Genomic DNA, 23,151 nt, shown 5'->3' with positions numbered 1-23,151 from the left:
AAAATTTCAGCTATGATAACGACATGAAAGCGTTCACAAAATTTTCATTAATAGTGTAAGGGGAGAACTTTATGCGTATAAATTTTAAAAACTTAACTGTACAAGTACTGATTGCTATTGTACTAGGTATCATTGTCGGTGCTTTGTTCCCTGAGTTCGGGGCGAAGTTAAAAATATTAGCTGATATTTTTATTAAATTAATTAAAATGTTAATAGCTCCTATCATCTTCTTAACGGTTGTTATTGGCATTGGTAGTATGGGCGATGTAAAAAAAGTTGGTAAAATTGGCGGGAAGGCATTACTTTATTTTGAAATCGTCTCTACTTTCGCACTAGCGATTGGCTTAATCGTTGTCAATATTGTACAGCCAGGTAAAGGCTTTAATACAGAGGCTGCAAACGGTGCAGATGTTTCTCAATATACACAGGCTGCTGCTGAAACAGAGCATGGTTTTGGCGCATTTATTATGAATATCATTCCTGAAAATGTTGTCGGAGCACTTGCAAACGGAGAGTTATTACCCGTTTTATTCTCAGCTGTGTTATTTGGAATAGCTGCTGCTGCTATTGGTGGACCAGCTAAACCAGTTATTACATTTTTCGAACAAGTAGCGGAGATATTCTTTAAAATTGTTAATATGGTCATGAAGGTTTCCCCGATTGGTGCATTTGGTGCAATGAGCTACACAATCGGAAATTTCGGTCTTAAATCACTTGGAAACTTAGGATTTTTAATGCTATCCGTTTATATTACGATGTTTATTTTTATCGCAGTCATCCTTGGCCTAATTACACGTTACTTTGGGTTCAATATCTTTAAGTTCATTAAATATATTAAAGATGAAATTTTTATTGTGATCGGGACATCATCATCAGAATCTGCACTCCCTTCGATGATGCGCAAATTAGAAAACTATGGTTGCTCTAAACAGGTGGTTGGTCTTGTAGTTCCTACAGGATACTCCTTTAACTTAGATGGTACGTCTATTTACTTATCCATGGCAGCTATGTTTATCGCACAAGCTTATGGGGTTGATTTAGATATTTGGCATCAAATTACATTACTTGCTATTCTAATGCTGACATCCAAAGGAGCTGCAGGTGTCACAGGCTCAGGCTTTATTACACTCGCGGCAACACTAGCGGCATTCCCTATGATTCCAGTAGAGGGAATTGCACTTTTAATTGGTGTCGACCGATTTATGTCAGAGGCCCGCGCCGTTACAAACTTAATTGGTAATGGTGTCGCAACAGTTGTCGTTTCAAAAATGGAAAAAGAATTCGATCCAGAGCAGGAAAAACGTGCTCTTGCAGGAGAAGCTATCATCAAATAATAAAATGAAAGGCTGTCCGAAAGTGAAATCTTCACATGATCGGCCAGCCTTTTATTTTCCCTTTCAATATGAAACCTCATGTACCACTTACCCGTATAGTAAGTAAATTGGAGGTTTATATATGACTACATTTACTCTTACCTACCCAAAAGCATTCGAAAGCTTTTCAAATATTCCTATTGTGAATGAACAAAATGAGACAGTTTGTGTGCTGCAAAAAGTTGAGCGTTCATCCGTTGGAAAAGTATTGAACGCTGTTATGCTAGTTGCTGCACAGCAATCATTACCACATCGCTATGAAACACATTCTACTTTAGGTGCACCACTTTTTCAGGTGCAATCTACACTATTAACAAAGGGTGTCAGCCATCAGCTTATTATGCCAGATGGATCCATTTTACCAATACAACGAAAGACGGTTCAATTACTTGAATCCTCCTACTCTTTTACAATGGATGGACTCGCGTTTCGCTTCGAAAAAGATTTTACATCTACCGCCTATTTATATTGCAATGATGAAAAAATAGCAAGTGCTAGTAATATCGAAACTGAACTCGTGCGTACTGGTGTAGCTTTTAAGCTTTTTAACTCAGATGATACACTTTTTGTTGCATTGCTAGCAACTTTGTATCAGGCACTATTTTCAATGAGTAATTAGTAGGTTCACCACCATTTCGGCGAAGCGGACGGCTTTTGCGGCGGAATAAGCAGTTTTAGCGGCGAAGTGGTCGGCTTTTGCGGCGGAATAAGCAGTTTTAGCGGCGAAGTGGTCGGCTTTAGCGGCGGAATAAGCAGTTTTAGCGGCGAAGCGGACGGCTTTTGCGGCGGAATAAGTAGTTTTAGCGGCGAAGCGGTCGGCTTTTGCGGCGGAATAAGCAGTTTTAGCGGCGAAGCGGACTTATGCCTCCAATTTCCTGCTAAAAAGTTTCAAAAATTTTTCTAAGCGTTGAAAGCGGAGGCAGGGCACGTAAAAAACCTAAGGATTCTAAACGTTTTCCTTTTAAAAATGAAGGAGGGGGATGTTCAATTTCTATGTGTTTCCACATAAAAAAAGCAATATGCACTTGTTACTGTACATACTGCTTAAGGATATTATCGAATTGTTTTTAATGCTGTTGTCCAAGGAATAAGTTGATCTAACATTTGATTTACTGAATCTATTTGTACATCCTTTGGTTTAATCGTACCGTTTTCAAAGTCTGTGAATAAGGATAAAGCTGGATGTACGCGAACATCTGCTACTAATAATTCACCTAGAATACCGCGTAAATGTTCAGCTGCTCTCGCCCCACCAACAGAACCGTAAGAAACAATACCTGCTGCTTTATTATTCCATTCGTTACGTAAATAATCTAACGCATTTTTTAATGCACCCGTAATGGAATGATTATATTCTGCAGCGATAAATACAAAACCATCACAGGCAGCGACTTTTTCTGACCAAGCAGCTACTCCTGAAGTATCTCCTCCTGGCTCCCCTAGAAATGGTAATTTAAAATCAGCGATATCAATTATTTCATATGCTGCATCACCGCGTTTTTCAGCTACTCCCTGTACCCATTCTCCAACTTGTGGACTTACACGACCTTCACGTGTACTACCTAAAATAATCCCAATTTTCAACATACTACTCCTCCTTCATTCATCCCTCAAATTGTGACCGAATCATTCATTTGAATTTAAAAACGGTTCTCCTAGCCATGTTGTACAGGAATCCATCCCTTTATTCAATTCACAGGTGGTTAATTTAGCCACTTTTTACTTTGAATCAAATTATCTTCAATTCAAAATAAAAATATCATATATTTACGAAAATTGCCAATTGTTTGATTCCGAATCAATTATGCCTCGGTATAATTGTGTCCGGAATCGGCCAGAGGCTTTAACTAAATTCGCATTCATCTCATCACCTATTGAGGTGGAAGACTTCTGCGAAAGAAGTTAAATTATTTTATCTTAATTGGTCTTTCTAATGCTGCAAGCTCATCTTCAATCGATGCATATTGTCTTTCTACAACATACTTTGCATCCGAAATAGCTACATTATAAATATGTGGAGCTACATTTTCCTTGATAAAGTCCAATACACGCTCTGCTTCAAATTCTGTAATATCCTCATCTCGATTATTATAAAAAAATCGTTGAATATCAGCTATGATCGTTTCCTGTTGTTCTTTTGTAAAACGAATAAACAAACCAAAACTCCCCTTTCATACCAAAGTATACTCACCTATCATAACACTCTGAAATTAATCTATGCATACACAAAAAGACTGAATTATATTTAAATACTATAATTCAGTCTTTTTATTATTACTGGTTACATTTAAATGAATAGCTTGTTGATAAAAACTTCTTTTCCTTTGAGACAATGGCTTCTCCGCCATCTTCTTCACACTGCTCTGTCATGGCGTCAATTTTATTGGCATTTATCTTATTTGTCATAAATGTCATACCTAGCCCAAACACAGCAATCATTAAACCAATTATAAGCCATAACTTACCGGCATTATTGCCAGCAGGTCTTTCACTCGCCACATCTATTCCCCTCTCTTACACGAATAAAAACGGTTCTGTATGAATAGTAGATTGTACAAATTCAACCGTATATTTTTTATCCTCACACATTTTTGCCATCTTTTTAGCTACACCTGCAATCATCACTTTTTCAACATGATGACCCGGATCCACGATTTGTAAACCAATTGCTTGTGCGTCCTGTGCAGTATGGAAATACATATCTCCTGTTAAAAATACATCTGCTCCTGCACGCTTTGCAGAATAGATATATTTATTGCCGTCGCCACCGACAAGCGCAATTTTTTTCACCTTCGACTGTAAATCGCCAACAACTCGGACAGCCGGTACATCTAGCTGCTGCTTTACAAATTGAGTAAATTCATGAAGAGTCATTTCTTGTGGTAAGAAACCAACACGTCCTAAGCCCATTACATTTGTTTGCTGATCTAGACGAATGATATCATAGGCAGGTTCTTCATATGGATGTGCATGTAACATTGCCTTTAATATACGGTTTCGAATAGACTCCGGAAATACTACTTCTACCTTCACTTCTTCTTCAACATGTAACTCACCAATAGAACCTACATGTGGATTTGCACCTGCTAGTGCACGGAAACGTCCTTCCCCCAATGTAGTATAGCTACACGCTTCATAATCGCCGATACGACCTGCTCCCGCCTTTGCTAATGCCTCACGTAAATCATTGGCATCTGCAGTTGGTATAAAAACAGCCAACTTCAACATATTTTCCGCATATGTTTCTTCTAGAATAGAACGTTTTTCAAGCTGTAGAGCATCTGCCAGTAAATCGTTGACACCACCTTCAGCCACATCTAAATTTGTATGTGCTGCATAAACGGCAATATCATTTTTTATAAGCTTTTCATATAAACGTCCAGCTGGATTATCAGTACGAATATTAGCTAAACGTCTGAAGATTGGTGGATGATGTGCGATTATTAGCTCGCAGCCTTGCTGTATTGCCTCTGCTGCTACCGCTTCATTAACATCTAATGTGACTAATACTTTACTTACAGGCTTGTTTAATGTGCCAATAGCCAGTCCAATTGGATCATTTTCCATACAGGCAAGCTTTTTAGGTGACCATGATTCGAATAATTGGATAATTTCCTGACCGTTTACTGTTTTCATCTCACAAAACCCCTTCCACTAAATCGAGTAGTGCTCCTAACTCAGCACGTTTTTCTTCAATTTCAGGTGTTTGATCTGCAACTTCAATGGACTTTAACACACGTTGCCAATTTTCTTTTTCACGTAACCATTTTTCAATAAATGCTGGTGATTTTCGCTGCATTAATTTTGGTCCAAATAAAATTTCTGATTCCGTTAACGCCATTGGACCTCTTTGTAATACAAGAATTTCGTAAATTTTTTCATCTTCCTCTAATATCTCTTCGTCGAGAATAGCCCAATTATGTGCTAAAGCCCACTCACGAATCACTTTAGCATGAATATTCGGTTGTAAAACAAGTCGTGTTACCCCTTGCAGTTTTTCTGGATGCTTTTCTAAAATTGATACAATAAGAGGTCCACCCATCCCCGCAATCGTAACCGTATCTACGTGATCATCTGCTTCTACTGCCGCTAAACCACTTGCAAGTCGTACCGTAATTTTTTCTGTTAAACCTTCTTTTTTCACTTGTCCAACTGCTGATTCAAAAGGTCCTTTCACAACTTCCCCTGCTATCGCATAAGAAGCAATGCCTTTATGAATTAAGTAGCATGGTAAATATGCATGGTCACTGCCAATATCAGCTACAACTGCACCTGAGGGAACAAATTTTGCTACTGTTTCTAATCGCTTTGATAATTTTTGTGCGTTCATTTTTTTACCGCCTACCTTATATAGAGTCCATTATTAGTATGTATGATGTCGTGAAAAAAAACAAATGGAGTTGCCTCAAATTTTGAGCAACTCCATTTTCCATTAGCTAAATGAAGAAAATAAATGTAGCTGTACCAATCACGCTTAAACGCTTTCAGTACAGCTACCTTGTCAAATTATTTTAGAGTTGAAATGTATTCAGCGATTGCTTTTGCTTCCGCTTCATTTTTCATTCCAGGTGTCATTGGTGTACCTTCGATACCGTTCGTTAAAACGTCTACGATACGTGCCTCATCTACTTCATGTAAGTTTGGCCCTACAGCACCAGTTAAGTCAGCAGCGTGACAGCCAATACAAGATTGTACTAAAGCTGAACCGTCATCAGTAGCTTCTGTCTTTTCGCCACCGCCTTCTTTTTCAGCAGCAATTTCTTTTTTGTTCTCTGCACCTGTTAAAGACATGAAGAAAATAAGACCAATACCAAATGCCAGAATTAAGATGTAAGGAACGACTGGATTGTTTTTCATATGTTTTCCCTCCTCATTGTAAATCTACTTCTATTATAATATAGAATCAGTCAACACCTAATATTGTACTTCATTAACCATGAAACGAAAAGCCCTATTCGCTAAGTTTTCCTTTGTTTGTAACAATTTCGACATTTCTGTATCTATTGGATAAAATATGTCTTGTTTTCTCCAATATTTGGACTATCTATTACCTTTTAGCAATTTGAAACTAGCTTTTCACACGCAGTTATCTTTCCATTCTTTGCGCTTTCGTATACCCTGAAAATCAAAAATTTCTTATAACCCTATTTGCAAACAATTAATTAGCTAAATAAGTTATCCTAATATCTTAAATCTGTATTTTCAAAAGCTTATTCTGTCAATGTTTCCCCCCAAAAAAACATACTACTTTTGCCGAAAAATAAATTTTGTTGATACAAAAAAAGAATCTGTAAGCTATTTGAAAGCAAACAGATTCCTGATAGACAAAGTGAGTTCTTAAGATAAGTTTATGAGATAGTAGCCAATCAGTGCTAGTAATCCTAGAACACCTGAGACCGTGAAATAAAATAACTTCATTTTTATACCTGACCAAAGCCAAACCCCACAATTTGCTGCAATCAAGCAAAACAATGCAATATTATCTCCATTAAAATATGTAGTGTAAATTCGAATAGTCATACTGAACAATAAAACCGCAGCTATTAAATGAAAAATAGGCGCTAATAAATCATTTCTCCGTGCCACTCGAAACGCTGTAAAAAATAATGTTAGTGCGGCTATTCCAACGATTACCGTTAAAATTAACATTAAAGAGGTTATTGTAAAATACATAAACAGAAGAGCAATCATAGCGATACATATACCTACAATTAAAAATACCAACTTTCTCTTTTCAGAAGGTAATATAGCTTGCTTATGATGCACTGGGTTCAACTCTTCAAGATCAGCTCCTTCTGCGTAAAGAGTCGCTAAAAAATCACAGTAGTGCTCTGGTAATAGCTTATTCTGCTTCCAAAACAATATCTCATTTAAGATTATTTTTTTTCGAGGATTTGTCATAGTAGTTACTCCAAACATTGCTTGATAATGGTTGTTATTACAATTTTATCTCAAAATCTTCAAAAACACATCTGTATAAAGTAGCAAAAATAGCAAAATTGTCTCATTCTAATTACTCTATATAAGTATTTTCGAAACTATATTTATTAAAGTTGATGTAAGTAATTAGTCATTTCTCTTCCGGGGTATTCTCTCGGGGCGCGGATATTTGCCCATCTTTCGCGGGTATTCCCTCCCCGGCGCGGGTATTCACTTCTCTTCCGCGGGTATTCTCCCCACTATCGCGGATATCTGCTCTTCTTCCGCGGATATTCTCTCCACAATCGCGGATATTTCCCCCGGACTCGCGGGTATTCACTTTTCCTCTTTCATGTTCAGGCGGCTATTAGAAAAGCCTAAAAAGGGCTACCTGATTAGTCATTACTAATCCAGATAGCCCAACTTGATTTATTCTATTCTAAGAAATCTTTTAAACGTTTGCTGCGAGAAGGGTGGCGTAGTTTTCTAAGCGCCTTTGCTTCAATTTGGCGGATACGTTCACGTGTTACACCAAATACTTTCCCTACTTCTTCTAATGTACGTGTGCGACCATCATCTAAACCAAAACGTAGGCGAAGGACATTTTCTTCACGGTCAGTTAATGTATCTAACACGTCTTCTAATTGCTCTTTTAACAATTCATATGCTGCATGGTCAGATGGAGATTGAGCTTCAGAATCCTCGATAAAGTCTCCTAAATGTGAATCATCTTCTTCTCCAATTGGTGTTTCAAGAGATACTGGTTCTTGTGCAATTTTTAAAATTTCACGTACTTTTTCTGGTGTTAAATCCATTTCTTCTCCAATTTCTTCTGGAGATGGCTCACGGCCTAAGTCCTGTAATAATTGGCGCTGTACACGAATTAATTTATTAATGGTCTCTACCATATGCACTGGAATACGAATTGTACGTGCTTGGTCCGCAATTGCACGTGTAATTGCTTGGCGAATCCACCATGTTGCATAAGTGGAAAATTTAAAGCCTTTACGGTAGTCAAACTTCTCAACAGCCTTGATAAGCCCCATATTCCCCTCTTGAATTAAATCAAGGAATAGCATCCCACGACCAACATATCGCTTCGCAATCGATACAACAAGACGTAAATTTGCTTCTGCTAGACGTTTACGTGCTTCCTCATCACCTTGCTCAATACGTTCCGCTAATGCGATTTCTTGGTTGGCAGAAAGTAAATCAACTCGACCAATTTCTTTTAAATACATGCGTACAGGGTCATTTATTTTTACACCTGGTGGTACACTCAAATCATTTAAATCGAACGTCTCTTCGCTTGCTTCTTCTTTCATTAAGCTCTCTTCTTCAAATTCTTCTTTTCCGATGATTTGAATGTCTTTATTCTTTTCAAGATCCTCAGCAAAGTGGAAAATCTCTTCATTCTCCAATTCATAAGGCGCTAATTTCTCTGAAATTTCTTTCATCGAAATTTCACCTTCTGTTTTTGCTTTTTCTTGTAGTATTTTTTTTGCTTCATCTAATGTAATTTCAACTTCTACCTCTTTTGAACGTTCTGACTTGTCCGCCATAAACCTTCCTCCTTCTAAACAACCGAATCGGGTTAAATCGCCGATAACGATTTTCTTAAATGAATAATCTGTTGGGCGATTTCAAGTGCACGCGCATACTCATGCATCTTCTCCGCTTCCTTTGACTCATGCATCTTTTGTTGAATTTCTTGCTCAATTCTATATTTTTGCAGCTGTCGTGTTGAGTCTGTGACCTCCGCCTCTGCTTGGTCGGGATCCCGCTCTGCTAAAGCCGCTTCCATAACAATCTTTCGTAATTCCGAGTCATCTAATACCTCAACAAAACGCTGATAATCAGGATGACCATATTCCTCATAAAATCCTACTAAGCGAACAAAAACTGCCATATAGGCATCTCGTACAAACGGCTCTTTTTGCTCACTACGTAATACCCTGTCCACTACATCTATATTATGAAGCATATGAGCCAGTAATAAACGTTCGGCACGTTCAGCTGCGTCCATAGGCTTATGTTGTTGAGTGACCGGCATCGAAGGCGTCTGAACAGGCATTTCTACTTTTGCAGAACGCACCTGATTTGCCTCTAGCTTTCGGAATTGAGCATAAATCGCTTCTTCCGAGATATTGGTTTCATTCGATAGCTGTCTTATATACAAATCTCGTTCAACCGGTGACGATCTACCTACCAGTTGTTCAAGAACCTCTTGAATATATTGAAGCGTATCATTTTCAAACTGAAAGTTCTTATTTCGTCTAGCATGCATCATCATAAAAGCAATATACGCATGAGGGTTTTCCAAAATTTGTTCTTTAAATGCTTGTCCACCTAAACTACGAATGTATTCATCAGGATCTAGCTTGTCTGGTAACACCGCAATATTGACTTTCATACGTTCTGTTTGAAGTAATTGTGCCGCTCTTTTTGCCGCATCAAAACCAGCATTATCACCGTCGTAGCAAATCGTAATCTGCTCTACTAAGCGCTTTAGCTTCGTGATATGCTGATTCGTAAGCGAAGTACCCATTGTTGCTACGGCATTCGTTACACCAACAGAAGTTGCTGCTAAAACATCCATAAAACCTTCCATCAATACTACTTGACGATTTTTTCTAATTGAGGTTCGTGCTTTATCTAGGTTATATAGCACTTCACTCTTTTGAAATATTGGTGATTCTGGACTATTTAAATATTTTGCCTCTTCACCAGTTGATGAAAGGATTCGTCCTGAGAATGCAATAATCTTACCGTTCTCATCACGAATAGGAAACATAATACGCCCTCTAAAACGGTCAAAATAGCGTTCTTCCCCTTCGCGCTTGATGATTAAACCACTTTCTGCAATTTCTTGTAAGTTATAACCTTTTCTTTCAAGCAATATTGTTAATGCATCGAAGCTTGGAAGAGACCATCCAATGCTATTAGATTCTATAAGTTCCCTTGTAAATCCTCTTTCTAGCAAATAATTTAAAGGTTCTTCACCATCTTCCGTATTTAACAGTAAATGATGAAAAAAATCTGCTGCAAAAGCGTGTGCTTCTTTCATCCTTTCTTCTGCTTTAGATACCTTTTTCGTTACTTCAGGTAAACTAGGCCCAACATCTAATTCTATGCCAACACGTTCACCAAGTTTCACAACTGCGTCAGGAAAAGAAACACCTTCTATATCCATGACAAAAGTAATAGCGTTTCCACCTGCACCACAACCAAAGCAATGAAAAATTTGTTTGTCCGTTGACACAGAAAAAGATGGCGTTTGTTCTCCATGAAATGGACAGAGACCAAACCAATTGCGTCCACGCTTTGTAAGCTGCATATATTCGCTTATCACATCAACAATATCCGATTGTGTACGAATCTGTTCAATCACTTCTTCTGGAATTTTCCCTGCCAAATCATCACCATCTTTAAATTACGTTCTAAAAACACAATTCGCTATCCGATTTAAAAATCCTTTATTTCTCGACAAAAAAATAGGATTTTTCTCTTTAGAAATATTTTTACCACAATTTTATTATTATAAAACAAAAATTAGTTTTTATCTATACTATTTTCAAAACCTACTCAAAAAAACCGCCTCTTACAACCGAGGTGGTTTATCGAAATTCGTTTCTTATTTACAGGTCGAGATATGCTCAATAATGACATTTGCTGTTTCTTCTACAGCCTTATTTGTCACATCAATAACTTTACAACCAATTTTACCGACAATTTTTTCAAAATGCTGAATTTCTTCTAATATACGCTTATGTTGCGCGTAGATAGCATCATCATTCAATCCAAGAGTCATTAATCTTTCTTTTCTAATTGAGTTTAATTTATCAGGAGAAATAATTAAACCAAAACATTTTTTTGGATCAATCTTAAATAGTTCTTCAGGTGGCTCCACTTCTGGTACTAAAGGGACATTCGCCACCTTATAGCGTTTATGTGCTAAGTACTGTGATAATGGTGTTTTAGAGGTACGTGAAACACCAACAAGTACAATATCAGCCTGCAATAGACCACGTGGATCTCTTCCATCATCATATTTTACTGCAAATTCAATAGCCTCAATTTTTTTAAAGTAATCATCATCTAGCTTATGGACGATTCCTGGTGCTTCTAATGGGATCTCTTCCATAAATGTTGCCATTGTTTTTAAAGCAGGTCCTAAAATATCGATTGCATATACTTTTTCTTGTTCACACAGTTCATGTAATAACGATCGCATCTCCTGTCGAACAAGCGTGTACACAATAAATGCCTGCTGTTTCGCTGCAAGGCAAACAATTTTTCGGATGAGCTCCTCTGACTGAATATGAGGAAAACGCCGAATCACCGTGTTTTCCAAACCAGGTCGAAACTGGCTAATAACTGCTTTCGCTACTTGATCACCAGTTTCACCGACTGAATCAGATATAACAAAAACACGTAGTCTTTTCATGCTGTTCTCCTTCAAATATTTAGACATTCTGTACAAGCGATAAGAAAGCTCGTGTAATCGTCGTTTTTGTAAGACGACCGACGATTGTCAATCCGCCTTCCTGCGTCTCTACAACTGGTAACGAATCAACTTCTCGTTCAATTAGTTTATTCGCTGCGACAACTAAAGAATCTGATCTCTCACAATACGAAATATTTGGCATGCGTGTCATAATGATATGTACAGGGATTTTATTTAAATCCTGAGTACCAATACTTGTACGTAGTAAATCCTTGCGAGAAAGTACTCCTGTCAAAAACTCATTCTTATCCACGACAAAGAGTGTTCCAACATCCTCAGAAAACATGAAGCAAATCGCATCATATACAGTCATTGTTTCTGGTACTACAACCGGTCCCGAATGAAAATCTTTCACCTTTAAATTGTTAATACTATCCGTCAATGTAACGGATGTTTTTTTACCTGAATAGAAATAGCCAACACGAGGTCTAGCATCTAAAAAGCCCGCCATTGTGAGTATAGCTAAATCTGGTCTTAAAGTCGCTCTTGTCAGACTGAGACGTTCTGCAATATGTTCGCCTGTGATTGGGCCGTTTTCTTTCACAATTTGTAAAATGTCTTCCTGACGTTTATTGAGTTCGATTGGACTCACCGCCTCAAATCTAATAGTGTTATACTTATGCTCAATTATTATATACTATTTTAATAATTATTGCGAAGAAAAGAACTACATGCTACAATATTGACACATACGCTTGCTCTAAATGTATTTTCGAGCGATTTGCGTTATACAGGCGATGATAGGAAAAGAGTATCTGTTCCATTTTAAAGCGAGTAGAAGATGGTGAAAGTCTACATAGTAACAGAGAAAAGGCACTCCTTGAGCTAACTTTTTGAAAAGAGGTTTTAAACATCACGTTTAAAACAATCAGGGTGGAACCGCGGGTTATAGCACTCGTCCCTGGGCATTTAATGTGCCCGGAGACGGGTGCTATTTTTAATTTAGTTCTTACTAAATTGAAAAATATCTTTGGCGAATTTGTCGATCAGTTTTATAAATTCGCTAAAACAAAATTACTGTTCACTCTGTGAAAACTATGAAGGAGGCTATTTTTTATGGCTAACAAATCAATGGAAACAATCGTATCATTAGCGAAGCATCGCGGCTTTGTCTTCCCTGGTTCTGAAATCTACGGAGGCTTAGCAAACACATGGGATTACGGTCCACTAGGTGTTGAATTAAAAAACAATGTTAAAAAAGCATGGTGGCAAAAATTTGTTCAAGAATCAGAGCACAACGTTGGACTAGACGCTGCAATTTTAATGAATCCAAAAGCTTGGGTGGCTTCTGGTCACGTTGGTAACTTTAATGACCCCATGATTGATTGTAAGGCATGTAAAGCGCGCCATCGTGCTGATAAAATCATCGAAGACGCTGCACTAGCTAAAGGCGATGAAATTATTGTCGATGGTATGACATTTGACCAAATGAAAGAAACGATGGTTAAGTATGACGTAGTGTGCCCAGATTGCGGTAAGGCTGATTTCACAGATATCCGTCAATTCAATTTAATGTTCAAGACATTCCAAGGTGTAACAGAATCTTCTACTAACGAAATTTATTTACGCCCAGAAACAGCACAAGGTATCTTCGTAAACTTTAAAAACGTTCAACGTTCTATGCGTAAACGTACACCATTTGGTATTGCACAAATTGGTAAATCATTCCGTAACGAAATTACACCAGGTAACTTCACATTCCGCACACGTGAATTCGAACAAATGGAGCTTGAGTTTTTCTGCAAGCCAGGTGAAGATCTTGAATGGCACGCATACTGGAGAGAATTTTGTAAAAACTGGTTGTTAAACTTAGGCATGAAAGAAGAGTCTATGCGTCTTCGCGATCATGAAGAAGATGAATTATCTCACTACTCAAATGCTACAACTGATATCGAATTTAAATTCCCATTCGGCTGGGGCGAACTTTGGGGCGTAGCGGATCGTACAGATTACGATCTAAAACAACATATGGAGCATTCTGGTGAAGATTTTACTTACATCGACCCAGTTACAAACGAACGCTATGTTCCATATTGTATCGAGCCTTCTTTAGGTGCAGACCGTGTAACATTAGCATTCCTATGCGATGCTTATGATGAAGAAGAGCTTGAAGGCGATGATAAGCGTACAGTTTTACGCTTCCACCCTGCTCTAGCACCATTTAAAGCTGCAGTCTTACCACTATCTAAAAAGCTTTCAGATGAGGCTACTAATGTTTGGGCAGAGCTTCGCAAAGCATTCCCAGTTGACTTTGACGAGTCACAATCAATCGGTAAACGTTATCGTCGACAAGATGAGATCGGTACACCATTCTGTATTACTTACGACTTCGACTCACAAGAAGATGGTCAAGTAACAGTGCGTCATCGCGATTCAATGTCTCAAGTTCGTATGCCAATTACAGATGTTAAAGCATACATTGAAAAACACCTTCAATTCTAATTTAAGACGTATATAAAGAGGGAGTCGCATAATCAGCGACTCCTTTTTATCTGCATGACGCTCAGCTTTCAACACTTTTGCTCCAAGCGACTCATCGGATGTGCCCAGTCGAAACAGAGATCAACTCCACGTTACGGTGATAGACAAATTTATACATGTATTCAATAGTTTTTCAGGATATAATTCCCTCTATTATCCCCTTCATCATTTTGATATAAATAAAGTATTATAGTTAATCTTTAAATAACAACAATTCACTACAATCCCAATCTATTAAGATTCAATCTCCCGGGATCAATACTAAAAGCTTGTACATATGAAGCAGAGGGAGACGAGTACTCCTGTTTTTGAGACACTATAGGCGCGTGAATTATGCATGACAAGGATGCTTAGACCATACCCGCAGAGAGCGCCCTCCTGCAATAAAAAGTGCAGGCAAGTACATATTTTGGTGAAGAGTCATCATCCTGAAGATTGAAATTGTGGGAGGATTCTAGCAAAAGGCAACACTATAAAATATTTTGATTACTTTGGAGGAAATAATTTGAAGACTAATCGTTTTTATCAAATCGCAATGGCCTCGGCATTAGCAACAAGTGCTATTGTCATTACACCCTCGGCACATGCTGCATCGGTATTCCCCGATGTAAATGCGTCAACAGAAGAAGGCAAGGCAATTATTAACTTAGCCGAACGTGGCATTATTTCAGGCTACCCAGATGGCACATTTAAACCCGCGAACCCAATTACTCGCACACAAGCGGCAAAAATTTTGGCTGGTATTTTAAAGCTCGATACGGTTCATGTGAAAAATCCTAATTTTAAGGATGTAAAACCTGGCGATGAGAATTATGGTGCAATCGCAGCCTTAGCAAATGCAGGCATTATTAGTGGCTCAAATGGCTATTTCAACCCAACAAAAAATATTACTCGTGGACAAATGTCAAAAATGATTGTGAAAGGCTTTAATTTAACGATTACAAACGATATTGACATTCCTTTCAACGATGTCAAAGCGGGCAGTGAATACGAACCATATATAAAAACACTATTTGCCAACAGCATAACAAAAGGTACAACCCCTACTACCTTTGGACCTCAAAGCAATGTAAAGCGCTCGCAATTAGCGTCTTTCGTTGTACGCGCAGAAAATGTTCAAGGCAATGTTACTGTTTACGCTAGTCAATTCAATCAGGACTATATCTTTGCTTCATATGGCGGTATTAACACAGCTGAAGATATTTTTACATGGGACGAAGAAGAAGATATGACGGAATCTATCACCTTTAAACCGCTAAAAGAAGGCACAGGAAAATTAGTGATTTCGGGCTTTAACGAAGAAACTGAAGAATTTATGGATATCTTTTATGTAGTTCATGTGAAAAATGTAGATGGAAAGCTGCAAACAACACTTCAAGAAGTGAATGAAGCGGATCACGTAGAAGACTTACCGCTCAACTTATTGGAAACTGATTTGAAATTTATCCCTACAGAGGTTAGTATTCAAACAGCAGATGGTCAAGCCCTATCTCCTGAATTATTTAGTTTTAAATCAACTAATAATACAGCTACACTTTCTATCTATAAAAACGGGCAATATATGCTGACATTCTCCAATGGTACACAACAACAAATGATGGCTGCAGATGTCGATACGTATGATTTCGTGCGCAGTATTGACATGTATCAGATTACAGATGAGTTAGCGTTTTCTAGTGATGATCTATCGTTCGAGCCAACAAGTGTTGCTTTAGAAAAGTTAAATTATGAGCCAGCGACTGTGAAAGCTTCGATAAAGGAAAACAAAGTAAATGTTACACCACTAGCAGAAGGCACTTCTATTTTACATATTACAGGTAAAAATGGTGAAACTGCTTATTTATATATTGAATTTCTAAAAATCGCTAATAAATGGGCTACTTATTACGAATTCATGGATGATCAAGAAGAAATTTAAAGTAAAATGCCAGAAGATCAATATTATTGGTCTTCTGGCGTTTTTTCTTGATCGGCACTTGTTCTTAGGTTTAATTCGGGCGTTCTCTCAAGCTGCTCGATAAATTTTTTAGTCTTAAAACGAATTCCTGTTTGCTCTTCATAAATTGTTGAAATTATTTTTTTTATAAAATACTTTGTTTCTTTTTTTAATTCTAATTTCCCAATCTGGTCAATCGGTACAGTATAAAACATTCGAATAAGCTTAAGCTGGGTCGGTGTTAATCGAATGATATAAGGATCATGATGATAGCAGCGATGACATAAAAAGCCTCCCTGTGCAAAGGAGAATGCAAATTCACCATCGACTGAACCACAAGCAGCACACGTATGTAAGATAGGCTGCACACCTGTATAGGGTAGCATTTTCCATTCTACGAATAATGTAATAGCCTCTGGGTCATAGCCTTCCTCAATTGCTTGTAATGCTTGTAGGAGCACATCGAATGCAAATGGCTCTGCTTTTCCTTCTTCTACTACACGCTCGACAAGTTCCATTATATAACTTGCATATGCCGTTGCCATTATATCCTCACGAATATGGCGCATTGAATTAAGATGCTCACCTTGTTGCATTGTCCCCATACCCGTATGATGCTGCACCATAAACATGCCATACGTGAATGGCTGTGTCACAGATGCTAATCTACTAGAAGGCTTCTTGGCACCTCGAGCCATCGTAGCAACCTTCCCTGCTTCTCTTGTTAGTAATGTGACAATTTTATTTGATTCTCCATAGGCACGTACCTTTAGAACAATCCCTTCCCATTTATAAAGCAATAGCCCTCCTCCTTTCTACAAGCTTCGCATGAAAATAGAGCTCTCCAAAAGACTTTTGGACAGCTCCATTCAAATTTTAGACATACATAGTAATGCCGTGGAATTATTTCACAATTTCACAACAGGATCTATTAATATTCATCATCACGGAAACCGAAGTCGCGTAAATGTGTTGATTTATTTCGCCAATCCTTCTGCACTTTTACCCAAAGTTCTAAATACACTTTTGAACCAAGAAGCATTTCAATATCTTTTCGTGCACGTATCCCCACTTCTTTTAATAGCGCCCCGCGTTTACCAATTACAATCCCTTTTTGAGAATCTCTTTCCACCATAATTGTCGCTGCTACACGAATTTTACCTTCATTTTCTTCATCTCGGCGAATTTTATCAATGACAACAGCGATGGAATGTGGGATTTCTTCACGCGTTAAATGTAACACTTTTTCACGAATCAACTCTGAAATAATAAATCGCTCAGGATGATCCGTTACCTGGTCTGCTGGATAATATTGCGGACCTTCCGGTAAGTATTTCGTTACTGTCTCCAATAAATTTTCTACGTTATTCCCTTGTAAAGCTGAAATAGGCACTATTTCAGCAAAATCATAACGCTCTTTGTAGCTTTCAATGATCCCGATTAATTCGTCAGGATGAATTTGGTCGATTTTATTGATGACAAGGAATACAGGGGTTGGATTACCCGCCAACATTTCAAGGATGAATTCGTCACCCTTTCCAAGCTTCTGCTCTGCATTGACCATGAACATAATAATATCCACTTCACGCAATGTATTTTTGGAAACCTTGAGCATAAAATCCCCTAGCTTATGTTTCGGCTTGTGGATTCCTGGTGTATCAATAAAAATCATTTGGCTATCATTTGTTGTAAGTACACCTTGTACTTTATTTCGTGTTGTTTGTGGTTTATCACTCATAATCGCGATTTTCTGACCAATGACACGGTTTAAAAATGTTGATTTCCCTACATTCGGTCGACCGATTATGGAGATAAAGCCTGACTTGTAGCCATTGTTAGTTTCCAGCATTCTCTAAATCCTCCGTTGTAAATGCAAACGGTAGTAATTCGCCTACAGACGTTACCGTGACATCACCTTTTAAATTTGTTAAATATACAGGCATTGATGGCGCACAAAATTCCATCATCACTTGACGACAAGCTCCGCATGGCGCACAAGGTCCTTCCGTATCAGCTACAATAGCAATTGCCTCAAAGTCATAAATACCTTCTGACACAGCCTTGAAAAATGCTGTACGTTCTGCACAATTGGTCATACTATAGCCAGCATTTTCAATATTACAGCCATGAATAACCTCGCCATTTTTCGTTAAAAGCGCCGCACCGACTTTAAATTTTGAATAAGGTACATAAGCCTTTTCACGCGCTTTTTTTGATTCTTCTAGTAATGCATGCATTTCAATTGTCATTAATGTTCACCTCTAAATAATAAATAGCTCATCACCATAATGTGGATTGATTTCCGTTCCAGCTGTGCGTTTCCTTGGGGCGTCCGATGAGCCTCTTGGGCCAAAAGGATGTTGGTCACGAAGGCGTAATCACAGGACGTGATGCCCTTAGCCTTCGTTCCTCTATCGCTAATCCCCAAGGAGTCGCCTAGCCTCCACGCCAATCAACTTATATAAATGGTATACATTTTAACAAATGTCATACCAAACTTTTGGTGATGAGTCTAATACATCATAAATTCTCCAGCACAATTGCTACTACTTCATGACCGATTAATAATTTTAGTAATGTCAAAACCATTTCGGTATAAAGATGAGTAATCCGATTATAGCACTGAATATCGCAAATACAAGCACTGCGCCCGCTGCAAGATCTTTCGCCTGCTTAGCGAGTGGGTGCTTTTTTGGTGAAGCTAGATCCACTACTCGTTCAATAGCAGTATTAACTATTTCAAGTGCAAACATTAGTGCTATTAATATTAGCACTATATACCATTCCACACGTGATAAACCTGTAAAATAGCCAGCAATTAAAACAATTCCTGCACTTAGCAAGTGAGACTTAAAGTTTTGCTCTTTACATGCTGTAACGATACCTTCAAAGGCATAACCAAAAGACCGGATATATTTGCGAACATTCATTTAATCTCGCCCTAAGCCAAAAGATTGTAAAATTTCATCCTGCTTACCGAACATAACCTTTTCATCTTCTGGTACCATATGATCGTAACCAAGTAGATGTAAAAAACCATGCACCGCTAAAAAACCTAATTCTCGTTCAAAAGTATGGCCGTATTCATCCGCTTGTTCTTTCGTGCGATCCGTTGAAATAATAATATCGCCTAAAATGCGGGGCATTCCTTCGAATGTTACTTCCATTTCTCCCTCGCCTAATTCCTCCAAGGCAAACGAGATAACATCTGTAGGTTGGTCCTTATCACGATATTCTCGGTTTATTTCTTGAATCGCTTCATTTGTCACAAACGTCACTGACACTTCTGTTTCCGGCTCAATATTCTCTACTTTCGCAGCATGCTGTAAAAGCTTTTCAACAAGCTCCATATGCTCTGCAGCTACTTCATTTGTTTCATCTGTAAAATCAATTGTTAAAATCATAGATCCTCCTACTTATCTGCCTTTGGGTATTCAATACGTGAGTGGAAAATTCCATTCAACGTTCCACAAAGTACTCGCTCTATACATTTTAACTCTTTTATTGAAATATCGCATTCATCAAACTGATTGTCTTGTACTCGATCATCAATAATTGAGCGTACCAACTTTTGAATTTTCTCTGCATTCGGTTCTTTCATCGATCGAACTGCTGCCTCCACACTGTCAGCAACACTAATAACTGCCGCTTCCTTTGTTTGTGGTTTTGGTCCTGGATATCTGTACTTTGTTTCATCTATACATTTTCCTTCTTCCTTCGCTTTAAAGTAGAAGTATTTCAACAGACTAGTCCCATGATGTTGCAAGGCAATATCAATAATTTCCTGTGGCATCTTATAACGATTTAGCATTTCAGCCCCATCAGTTGTATGTGCGATTATAATTTCCGCACTTGTTTCCGGGGACAATGAATCATGCGGATTTATACCAGACATCTGATTCTCGATGAAAAAGGCAGGGCGTTTCGTTTTGCCAATATCATGATAATAGCATCCTACACGCGCCAGTAATCCATCTGCTCCAATTTCCTCACATGCTGCCTCTGCTAAGTTCGCCACCATTACACTATGATGATATGTTCCCGGAGACTCCATTAGTAATTTTTTCAGCAATGGATGGTTTGGGTTAGAAAGTTCAATTAAACGCAACGACGACAACAAACTAAATGCTGATTCAAAGAATGGTAAGAGACCCATTGTAAGAGCCCCTGATAGAAGGGCCGATACTAATGCAGCGATAAAGTAAAACAGCCACTCTGACAAACCATAGGAAGATTGTGTCATCAGTAAATAAAATGCGATAAACGACATATTTACTAACCCTATGACCCCAACTGCATGTAGAATATGCGATCGCTTTTCCACACTACTTAAAAAGAATAAGCTCGCAAAGCCTCCAAAAATTATATACAGTGTAATTTCCATCTGCATGACAGATGAATAACCCTCTTGAAAAATAACACCAGCAGATGCCGCTGTCATTACTGTAATAAGAACTGCAGCACGATCATCCACTAATAGCCGTACAAGCATCGTTGCCAACGCTGTTGGGAAAAGGAATGCAACAGTAACATCGAAGCCCCCTGCGACCAGGCTAATAAATTTCATCAGCAGGATGGATAAACTATAAACAATTACTGTCACCAGTAAAGCTTTACGTTTCTTGTTTTCATCCTCAACCGAACGTTCAAATAAAATAAATATGAACACCATTTGTAAAAGTATTAAAATGATGAGACCTGCAATCGGCTTCATCGATACTTTATTACTCACCATACCTAGAAGCTCTAATTGACGGAACGCCTCATTATCAATAATTTGACCTTCCTGTACGATGACTTGACCTTGAAGAATTCGAGTGGGTTCAACCGATTCCTTTGCCTGCTCTTTTCGAATTTTCGTTTGTTCATCGTTAATCGTTTCGTTTTCGATAATACTTGTACGTCCAATTAAAACTACCGTATTAAATATTTTATCTGGATAGCCTCGTTGTCCGCGAATTTTTGTTTCAAAATCATTTTGAGCCGCAAACAAATTTTCTGAACGAATGGATTTTTGTAAATATTCCTTCACGAGTTTTGATAGTTGTGTACTTGTTCTTTTTAAATCTTCTTCACTTTGTACTAACAAACCTTCTAGCTGTGAATCAGTAAAAATAATGGGCATTTGATCTGAATCTATGGATTCAAATTTTTTTCGGAGTTGCGCCACTTGATCGCCAATTGGAACAGGTTCTTTTTTGCTCGCAACATCCTCCTTTACTTCAAGAACATAGTCAAATAAAGAAGTTACAATCGCGGCTCGCTGCTCGGCGACATCCTCGGAAAATTCATAAACTGGTTCTACAGCGCTTGCTGCTTTTTCTCGCTCCTGTTGGGTTTTATAAGTATCTTCAATCGTTTTAGTAGATCGAACTGTTTCAGGCGCTAGTTGTAAAGGTTTAAAATCATATGTAACACCTTTAACATTGCCATACATAAAAACAAATTGTAGGGCTCCTGTTAAGATGAGAACGACAATTAAAAAGTAGCGGAAACCAATAAGTTTTATGAATTTTTGTAATTGTTTCTCCATCTGGCACCTCCTCTATCTACCTACTATCATACCAATTCAAAAAACATTTTTCCCGAAAAATGTATAAGAAAGTAAAAAAACAGCTATACAAATTGTATAGCTGTCACATTTTTTCCATTTTAAAGGTCCTTCACCATAACGTGTGGTTGATTTCCGTTTTATATCATCCACAATTTTTGGTGATGAGCCTTTTTACAACTAATTTCATGTTAAATCGATATTGATAACGTATTTTGAGGTTACGCTTCAATAGTTTTTTAGAATGAACTATTTGCATCTAGTGCAACTTTAAATTCGTTGCACCTGTCGCTTCGCTTTCCGTACAGACTTTAATTCGTTGCACCTACCGTTCAGTTTCACTCCACTTTCGATGCAGACTTTAATTCGTTGCACCTGTCGCTTCGCTTTCGGTGCAGACTTTAATATGACCGCTTTAGCGGTCATATTAAAGTTGCTGTTCTTCGTAGGCTTTGATGATTTTGGCTACGATTGGATGACGTACTACATCACCCTGTTCTAAAATTTGGAAATTTATAGACTTTACATATTTTAGTGTTCGCTCTGCCACAATTAATCCTGATTCTGTATTTTTAGGTAGGTCGATTTGTGTTTTATCGCCCGTAATGACCATTTTTGAGCCAAAGCCTAGTCGCGTTAAAAACATCTTCATTTGTGGATGTGTCGTATTTTGGGCTTCATCTAAAATGACAAAAGCATCGTCTAGCGTACGACCACGCATATACGCTAAAGGTGCAATTTCGATTGTCCCTCGTTCAATAAGTCGTTGCGTTTGTTCTGTCCCGTAAATATCGTTTAGAGCGTCATAAAGAGGGCGTAAATACGGATCTACCTTTTCCTTCAAATCACCTGGAAGAAAGCCTAAAGACTCCCCTGCCTCTACTGCAGGGCGTGTTAAAATAATACGCTTAACGTGCCCATTTTTTAGCGCCTGTGTTGCCATGACTACCGCTAAATACGTTTTCCCAGTACCAGCTGGACCGATACCAAAAACAACGTCTTTATGACGGATTGCTTGTATGTATTCTCGTTGACCGATTGTTTTTGCACGGATAGGCTTCCCTTTCGTCGTGCGTGCTATTTCTTCATCATATAGTTCTGCAAAATATTCGATTGTTCCTTTTTGTGTCATTTCAATAGCTGTTGCAACATCACGTTGATCAATATTAATTCCTTTGCGAATGACCTTCAAAAGAGCATGTAAAAGGAATGTCGCTTGTTCCTTCGCATCTTCTTCACCAGCAAGCTGAATTTGTTCACCACGCGTAATAATGTGGACATGTAGAGCCTCTTCGATTAACTTCATATTGGCATCGGAAATTCCGAGCAGCATGACTGCCTCGTTTGGATTATCCACTTGTAATACAGTTAAATGTTCTGACAT

The 23,151-nt window shown here is 38.1% G+C and carries 22 protein-coding genes; 4 read left to right on the top strand and 18 right to left on the bottom strand.

What is annotated here, in order from left to right:
• Positions 1-71: 71 nt before the first annotated feature.
• Positions 72-1,334, top strand: a complete 1,263-nt coding sequence (locus tag ACB089_RS07765; RefSeq protein WP_374965919.1) for a dicarboxylate/amino acid:cation symporter — start codon at positions 72-74, stop codon at positions 1,332-1,334.
• A 121-nt stretch (positions 1,335-1,455) separates the two neighbouring features.
• On the top strand, positions 1,456-1,992 hold the full coding sequence (locus ACB089_RS07760; protein WP_374965918.1) for a hypothetical protein: 537 nt from the start codon (positions 1,456-1,458) through the stop codon (positions 1,990-1,992).
• A 434-nt stretch (positions 1,993-2,426) separates the two neighbouring features.
• Here the strand turns inward: ACB089_RS07760 and ACB089_RS07755 are convergent, their stop codons facing one another.
• From ACB089_RS07755 to ACB089_RS07705, 11 genes are all read right to left on the bottom strand, one after another.
• Entirely contained in the window at positions 2,427-2,960 is a 534-nt protein-coding gene (locus ACB089_RS07755) for an NADPH-dependent FMN reductase (RefSeq protein WP_374965917.1), read from the bottom strand.
• 320 nt (positions 2,961-3,280) lie between these two features.
• Positions 3,281-3,529, bottom strand: coding sequence for a DUF2164 domain-containing protein (locus tag ACB089_RS07750; protein WP_374965916.1), 249 nt, complete (start codon positions 3,527-3,529; stop codon positions 3,281-3,283).
• Positions 3,530-3,647: 118 nt separating this feature from the next.
• The gene (locus tag ACB089_RS07745) at positions 3,648-3,872 is read right to left on the bottom strand and encodes a hypothetical protein (RefSeq protein WP_368635946.1); all 225 of its coding nucleotides are present in this window, start codon (positions 3,870-3,872) and stop codon (positions 3,648-3,650) included.
• Positions 3,873-3,887: 15 nt separating this feature from the next.
• Complete coding sequence (locus tag ACB089_RS07740) at positions 3,888-5,009, bottom strand: Nif3-like dinuclear metal center hexameric protein (protein WP_374965915.1); 1,122 nt, start codon at positions 5,007-5,009, stop codon at positions 3,888-3,890.
• A 1-nt stretch (position 5,010) separates the two neighbouring features.
• Positions 5,011-5,703, bottom strand: coding sequence for a tRNA (adenine(22)-N(1))-methyltransferase TrmK (locus tag ACB089_RS07735; RefSeq protein WP_368635944.1), 693 nt, complete (start codon positions 5,701-5,703; stop codon positions 5,011-5,013).
• Positions 5,704-5,879: 176 nt separating this feature from the next.
• Entirely contained in the window at positions 5,880-6,230 is a 351-nt protein-coding gene (locus ACB089_RS07730) for a c-type cytochrome (RefSeq protein ID WP_374965914.1), read from the bottom strand.
• A 480-nt stretch (positions 6,231-6,710) separates the two neighbouring features.
• Complete coding sequence (locus ACB089_RS07725; RefSeq protein WP_374965913.1) at positions 6,711-7,274, bottom strand: hypothetical protein; 564 nt, start codon at positions 7,272-7,274, stop codon at positions 6,711-6,713.
• A gap of 452 nt (positions 7,275-7,726) precedes the next feature.
• A complete protein-coding gene (rpoD, locus tag ACB089_RS07720; protein WP_068983600.1) occupies positions 7,727-8,854 on the bottom strand; it encodes an RNA polymerase sigma factor RpoD in 1,128 nt (375 codons plus the stop codon).
• Between the two features lie 32 nt (positions 8,855-8,886).
• Positions 8,887-10,707 carry a DNA primase gene (dnaG, locus tag ACB089_RS07715; protein ID WP_374965912.1) on the bottom strand — a complete coding sequence of 607 codons (1,821 nt, stop codon included), beginning with the start codon at positions 10,705-10,707 and terminating at the stop codon, positions 8,887-8,889.
• 219 nt (positions 10,708-10,926) lie between these two features.
• Positions 10,927-11,739, bottom strand: coding sequence for a pyruvate, water dikinase regulatory protein (locus ACB089_RS07710; protein WP_368635940.1), 813 nt, complete (start codon positions 11,737-11,739; stop codon positions 10,927-10,929).
• 19 nt (positions 11,740-11,758) lie between these two features.
• On the bottom strand, positions 11,759-12,391 hold the full coding sequence (locus tag ACB089_RS07705) for a helix-turn-helix transcriptional regulator (protein ID WP_368635939.1): 633 nt from the start codon (positions 12,389-12,391) through the stop codon (positions 11,759-11,761).
• A 464-nt stretch (positions 12,392-12,855) separates the two neighbouring features.
• Here ACB089_RS07705 and ACB089_RS07700 point away from each other — a divergent pair, with 464 nt between their 5' ends.
• Both ACB089_RS07700 and ACB089_RS07695 read left to right on the top strand, forming a co-directional pair.
• Positions 12,856-14,241, top strand: a complete 1,386-nt coding sequence (locus ACB089_RS07700) for a glycine--tRNA ligase (protein WP_374965911.1) — start codon at positions 12,856-12,858, stop codon at positions 14,239-14,241.
• A 544-nt stretch (positions 14,242-14,785) separates the two neighbouring features.
• Complete coding sequence (locus ACB089_RS07695) at positions 14,786-16,198, top strand: S-layer homology domain-containing protein (protein ID WP_374965910.1); 1,413 nt, start codon at positions 14,786-14,788, stop codon at positions 16,196-16,198.
• Positions 16,199-16,221: 23 nt separating this feature from the next.
• Here the strand turns inward: ACB089_RS07695 and recO are convergent, their stop codons facing one another.
• The 7 genes from recO to ACB089_RS07660 all read right to left on the bottom strand — a co-directional run bounded on the left by recO (position 16,222) and on the right by ACB089_RS07660 (position 23,151).
• Positions 16,222-17,016 carry a DNA repair protein RecO gene (gene recO / locus ACB089_RS07690; protein WP_368635936.1) on the bottom strand — a complete coding sequence of 265 codons (795 nt, stop codon included), beginning with the start codon at positions 17,014-17,016 and terminating at the stop codon, positions 16,222-16,224.
• Positions 17,017-17,147: 131 nt separating this feature from the next.
• Positions 17,148-18,065 carry a GTPase Era gene (gene era / locus ACB089_RS07685; RefSeq protein ID WP_374965909.1) on the bottom strand — a complete coding sequence of 306 codons (918 nt, stop codon included), beginning with the start codon at positions 18,063-18,065 and terminating at the stop codon, positions 17,148-17,150.
• Entirely contained in the window at positions 18,052-18,465 is a 414-nt protein-coding gene (locus ACB089_RS07680) for a cytidine deaminase (RefSeq protein ID WP_374965908.1), read from the bottom strand. The genes era and ACB089_RS07680 overlap by 14 nt, the downstream gene beginning before the upstream one ends.
• Positions 18,466-18,795: 330 nt before the next feature.
• A complete protein-coding gene (locus tag ACB089_RS07675; protein ID WP_374965907.1) occupies positions 18,796-19,146 on the bottom strand; it encodes a diacylglycerol kinase family protein in 351 nt (116 codons plus the stop codon).
• A complete protein-coding gene (gene ybeY, locus ACB089_RS07670) occupies positions 19,147-19,620 on the bottom strand; it encodes an rRNA maturation RNase YbeY (RefSeq protein ID WP_068983609.1) in 474 nt (157 codons plus the stop codon).
• An 8-nt stretch (positions 19,621-19,628) separates the two neighbouring features.
• Positions 19,629-21,749, bottom strand: a complete 2,121-nt coding sequence (locus ACB089_RS07665; RefSeq protein ID WP_374965906.1) for an HD family phosphohydrolase — start codon at positions 21,747-21,749, stop codon at positions 19,629-19,631.
• Positions 21,750-22,194: 445 nt separating this feature from the next.
• Positions 22,195-23,151 carry a PhoH family protein gene (locus tag ACB089_RS07660; protein WP_374965905.1) on the bottom strand — a complete coding sequence of 319 codons (957 nt, stop codon included), beginning with the start codon at positions 23,149-23,151 and terminating at the stop codon, positions 22,195-22,197.

Source organism: Lysinibacillus sp. RS10 (assembly GCF_041956855.1).
GTDB classification, from domain to species: domain Bacteria; phylum Bacillota; class Bacilli; order Bacillales_A; family Planococcaceae; genus Lysinibacillus; species Lysinibacillus xylanilyticus_A.
This window is presented reverse-complemented; position numbering and strand designations above follow the sequence as displayed.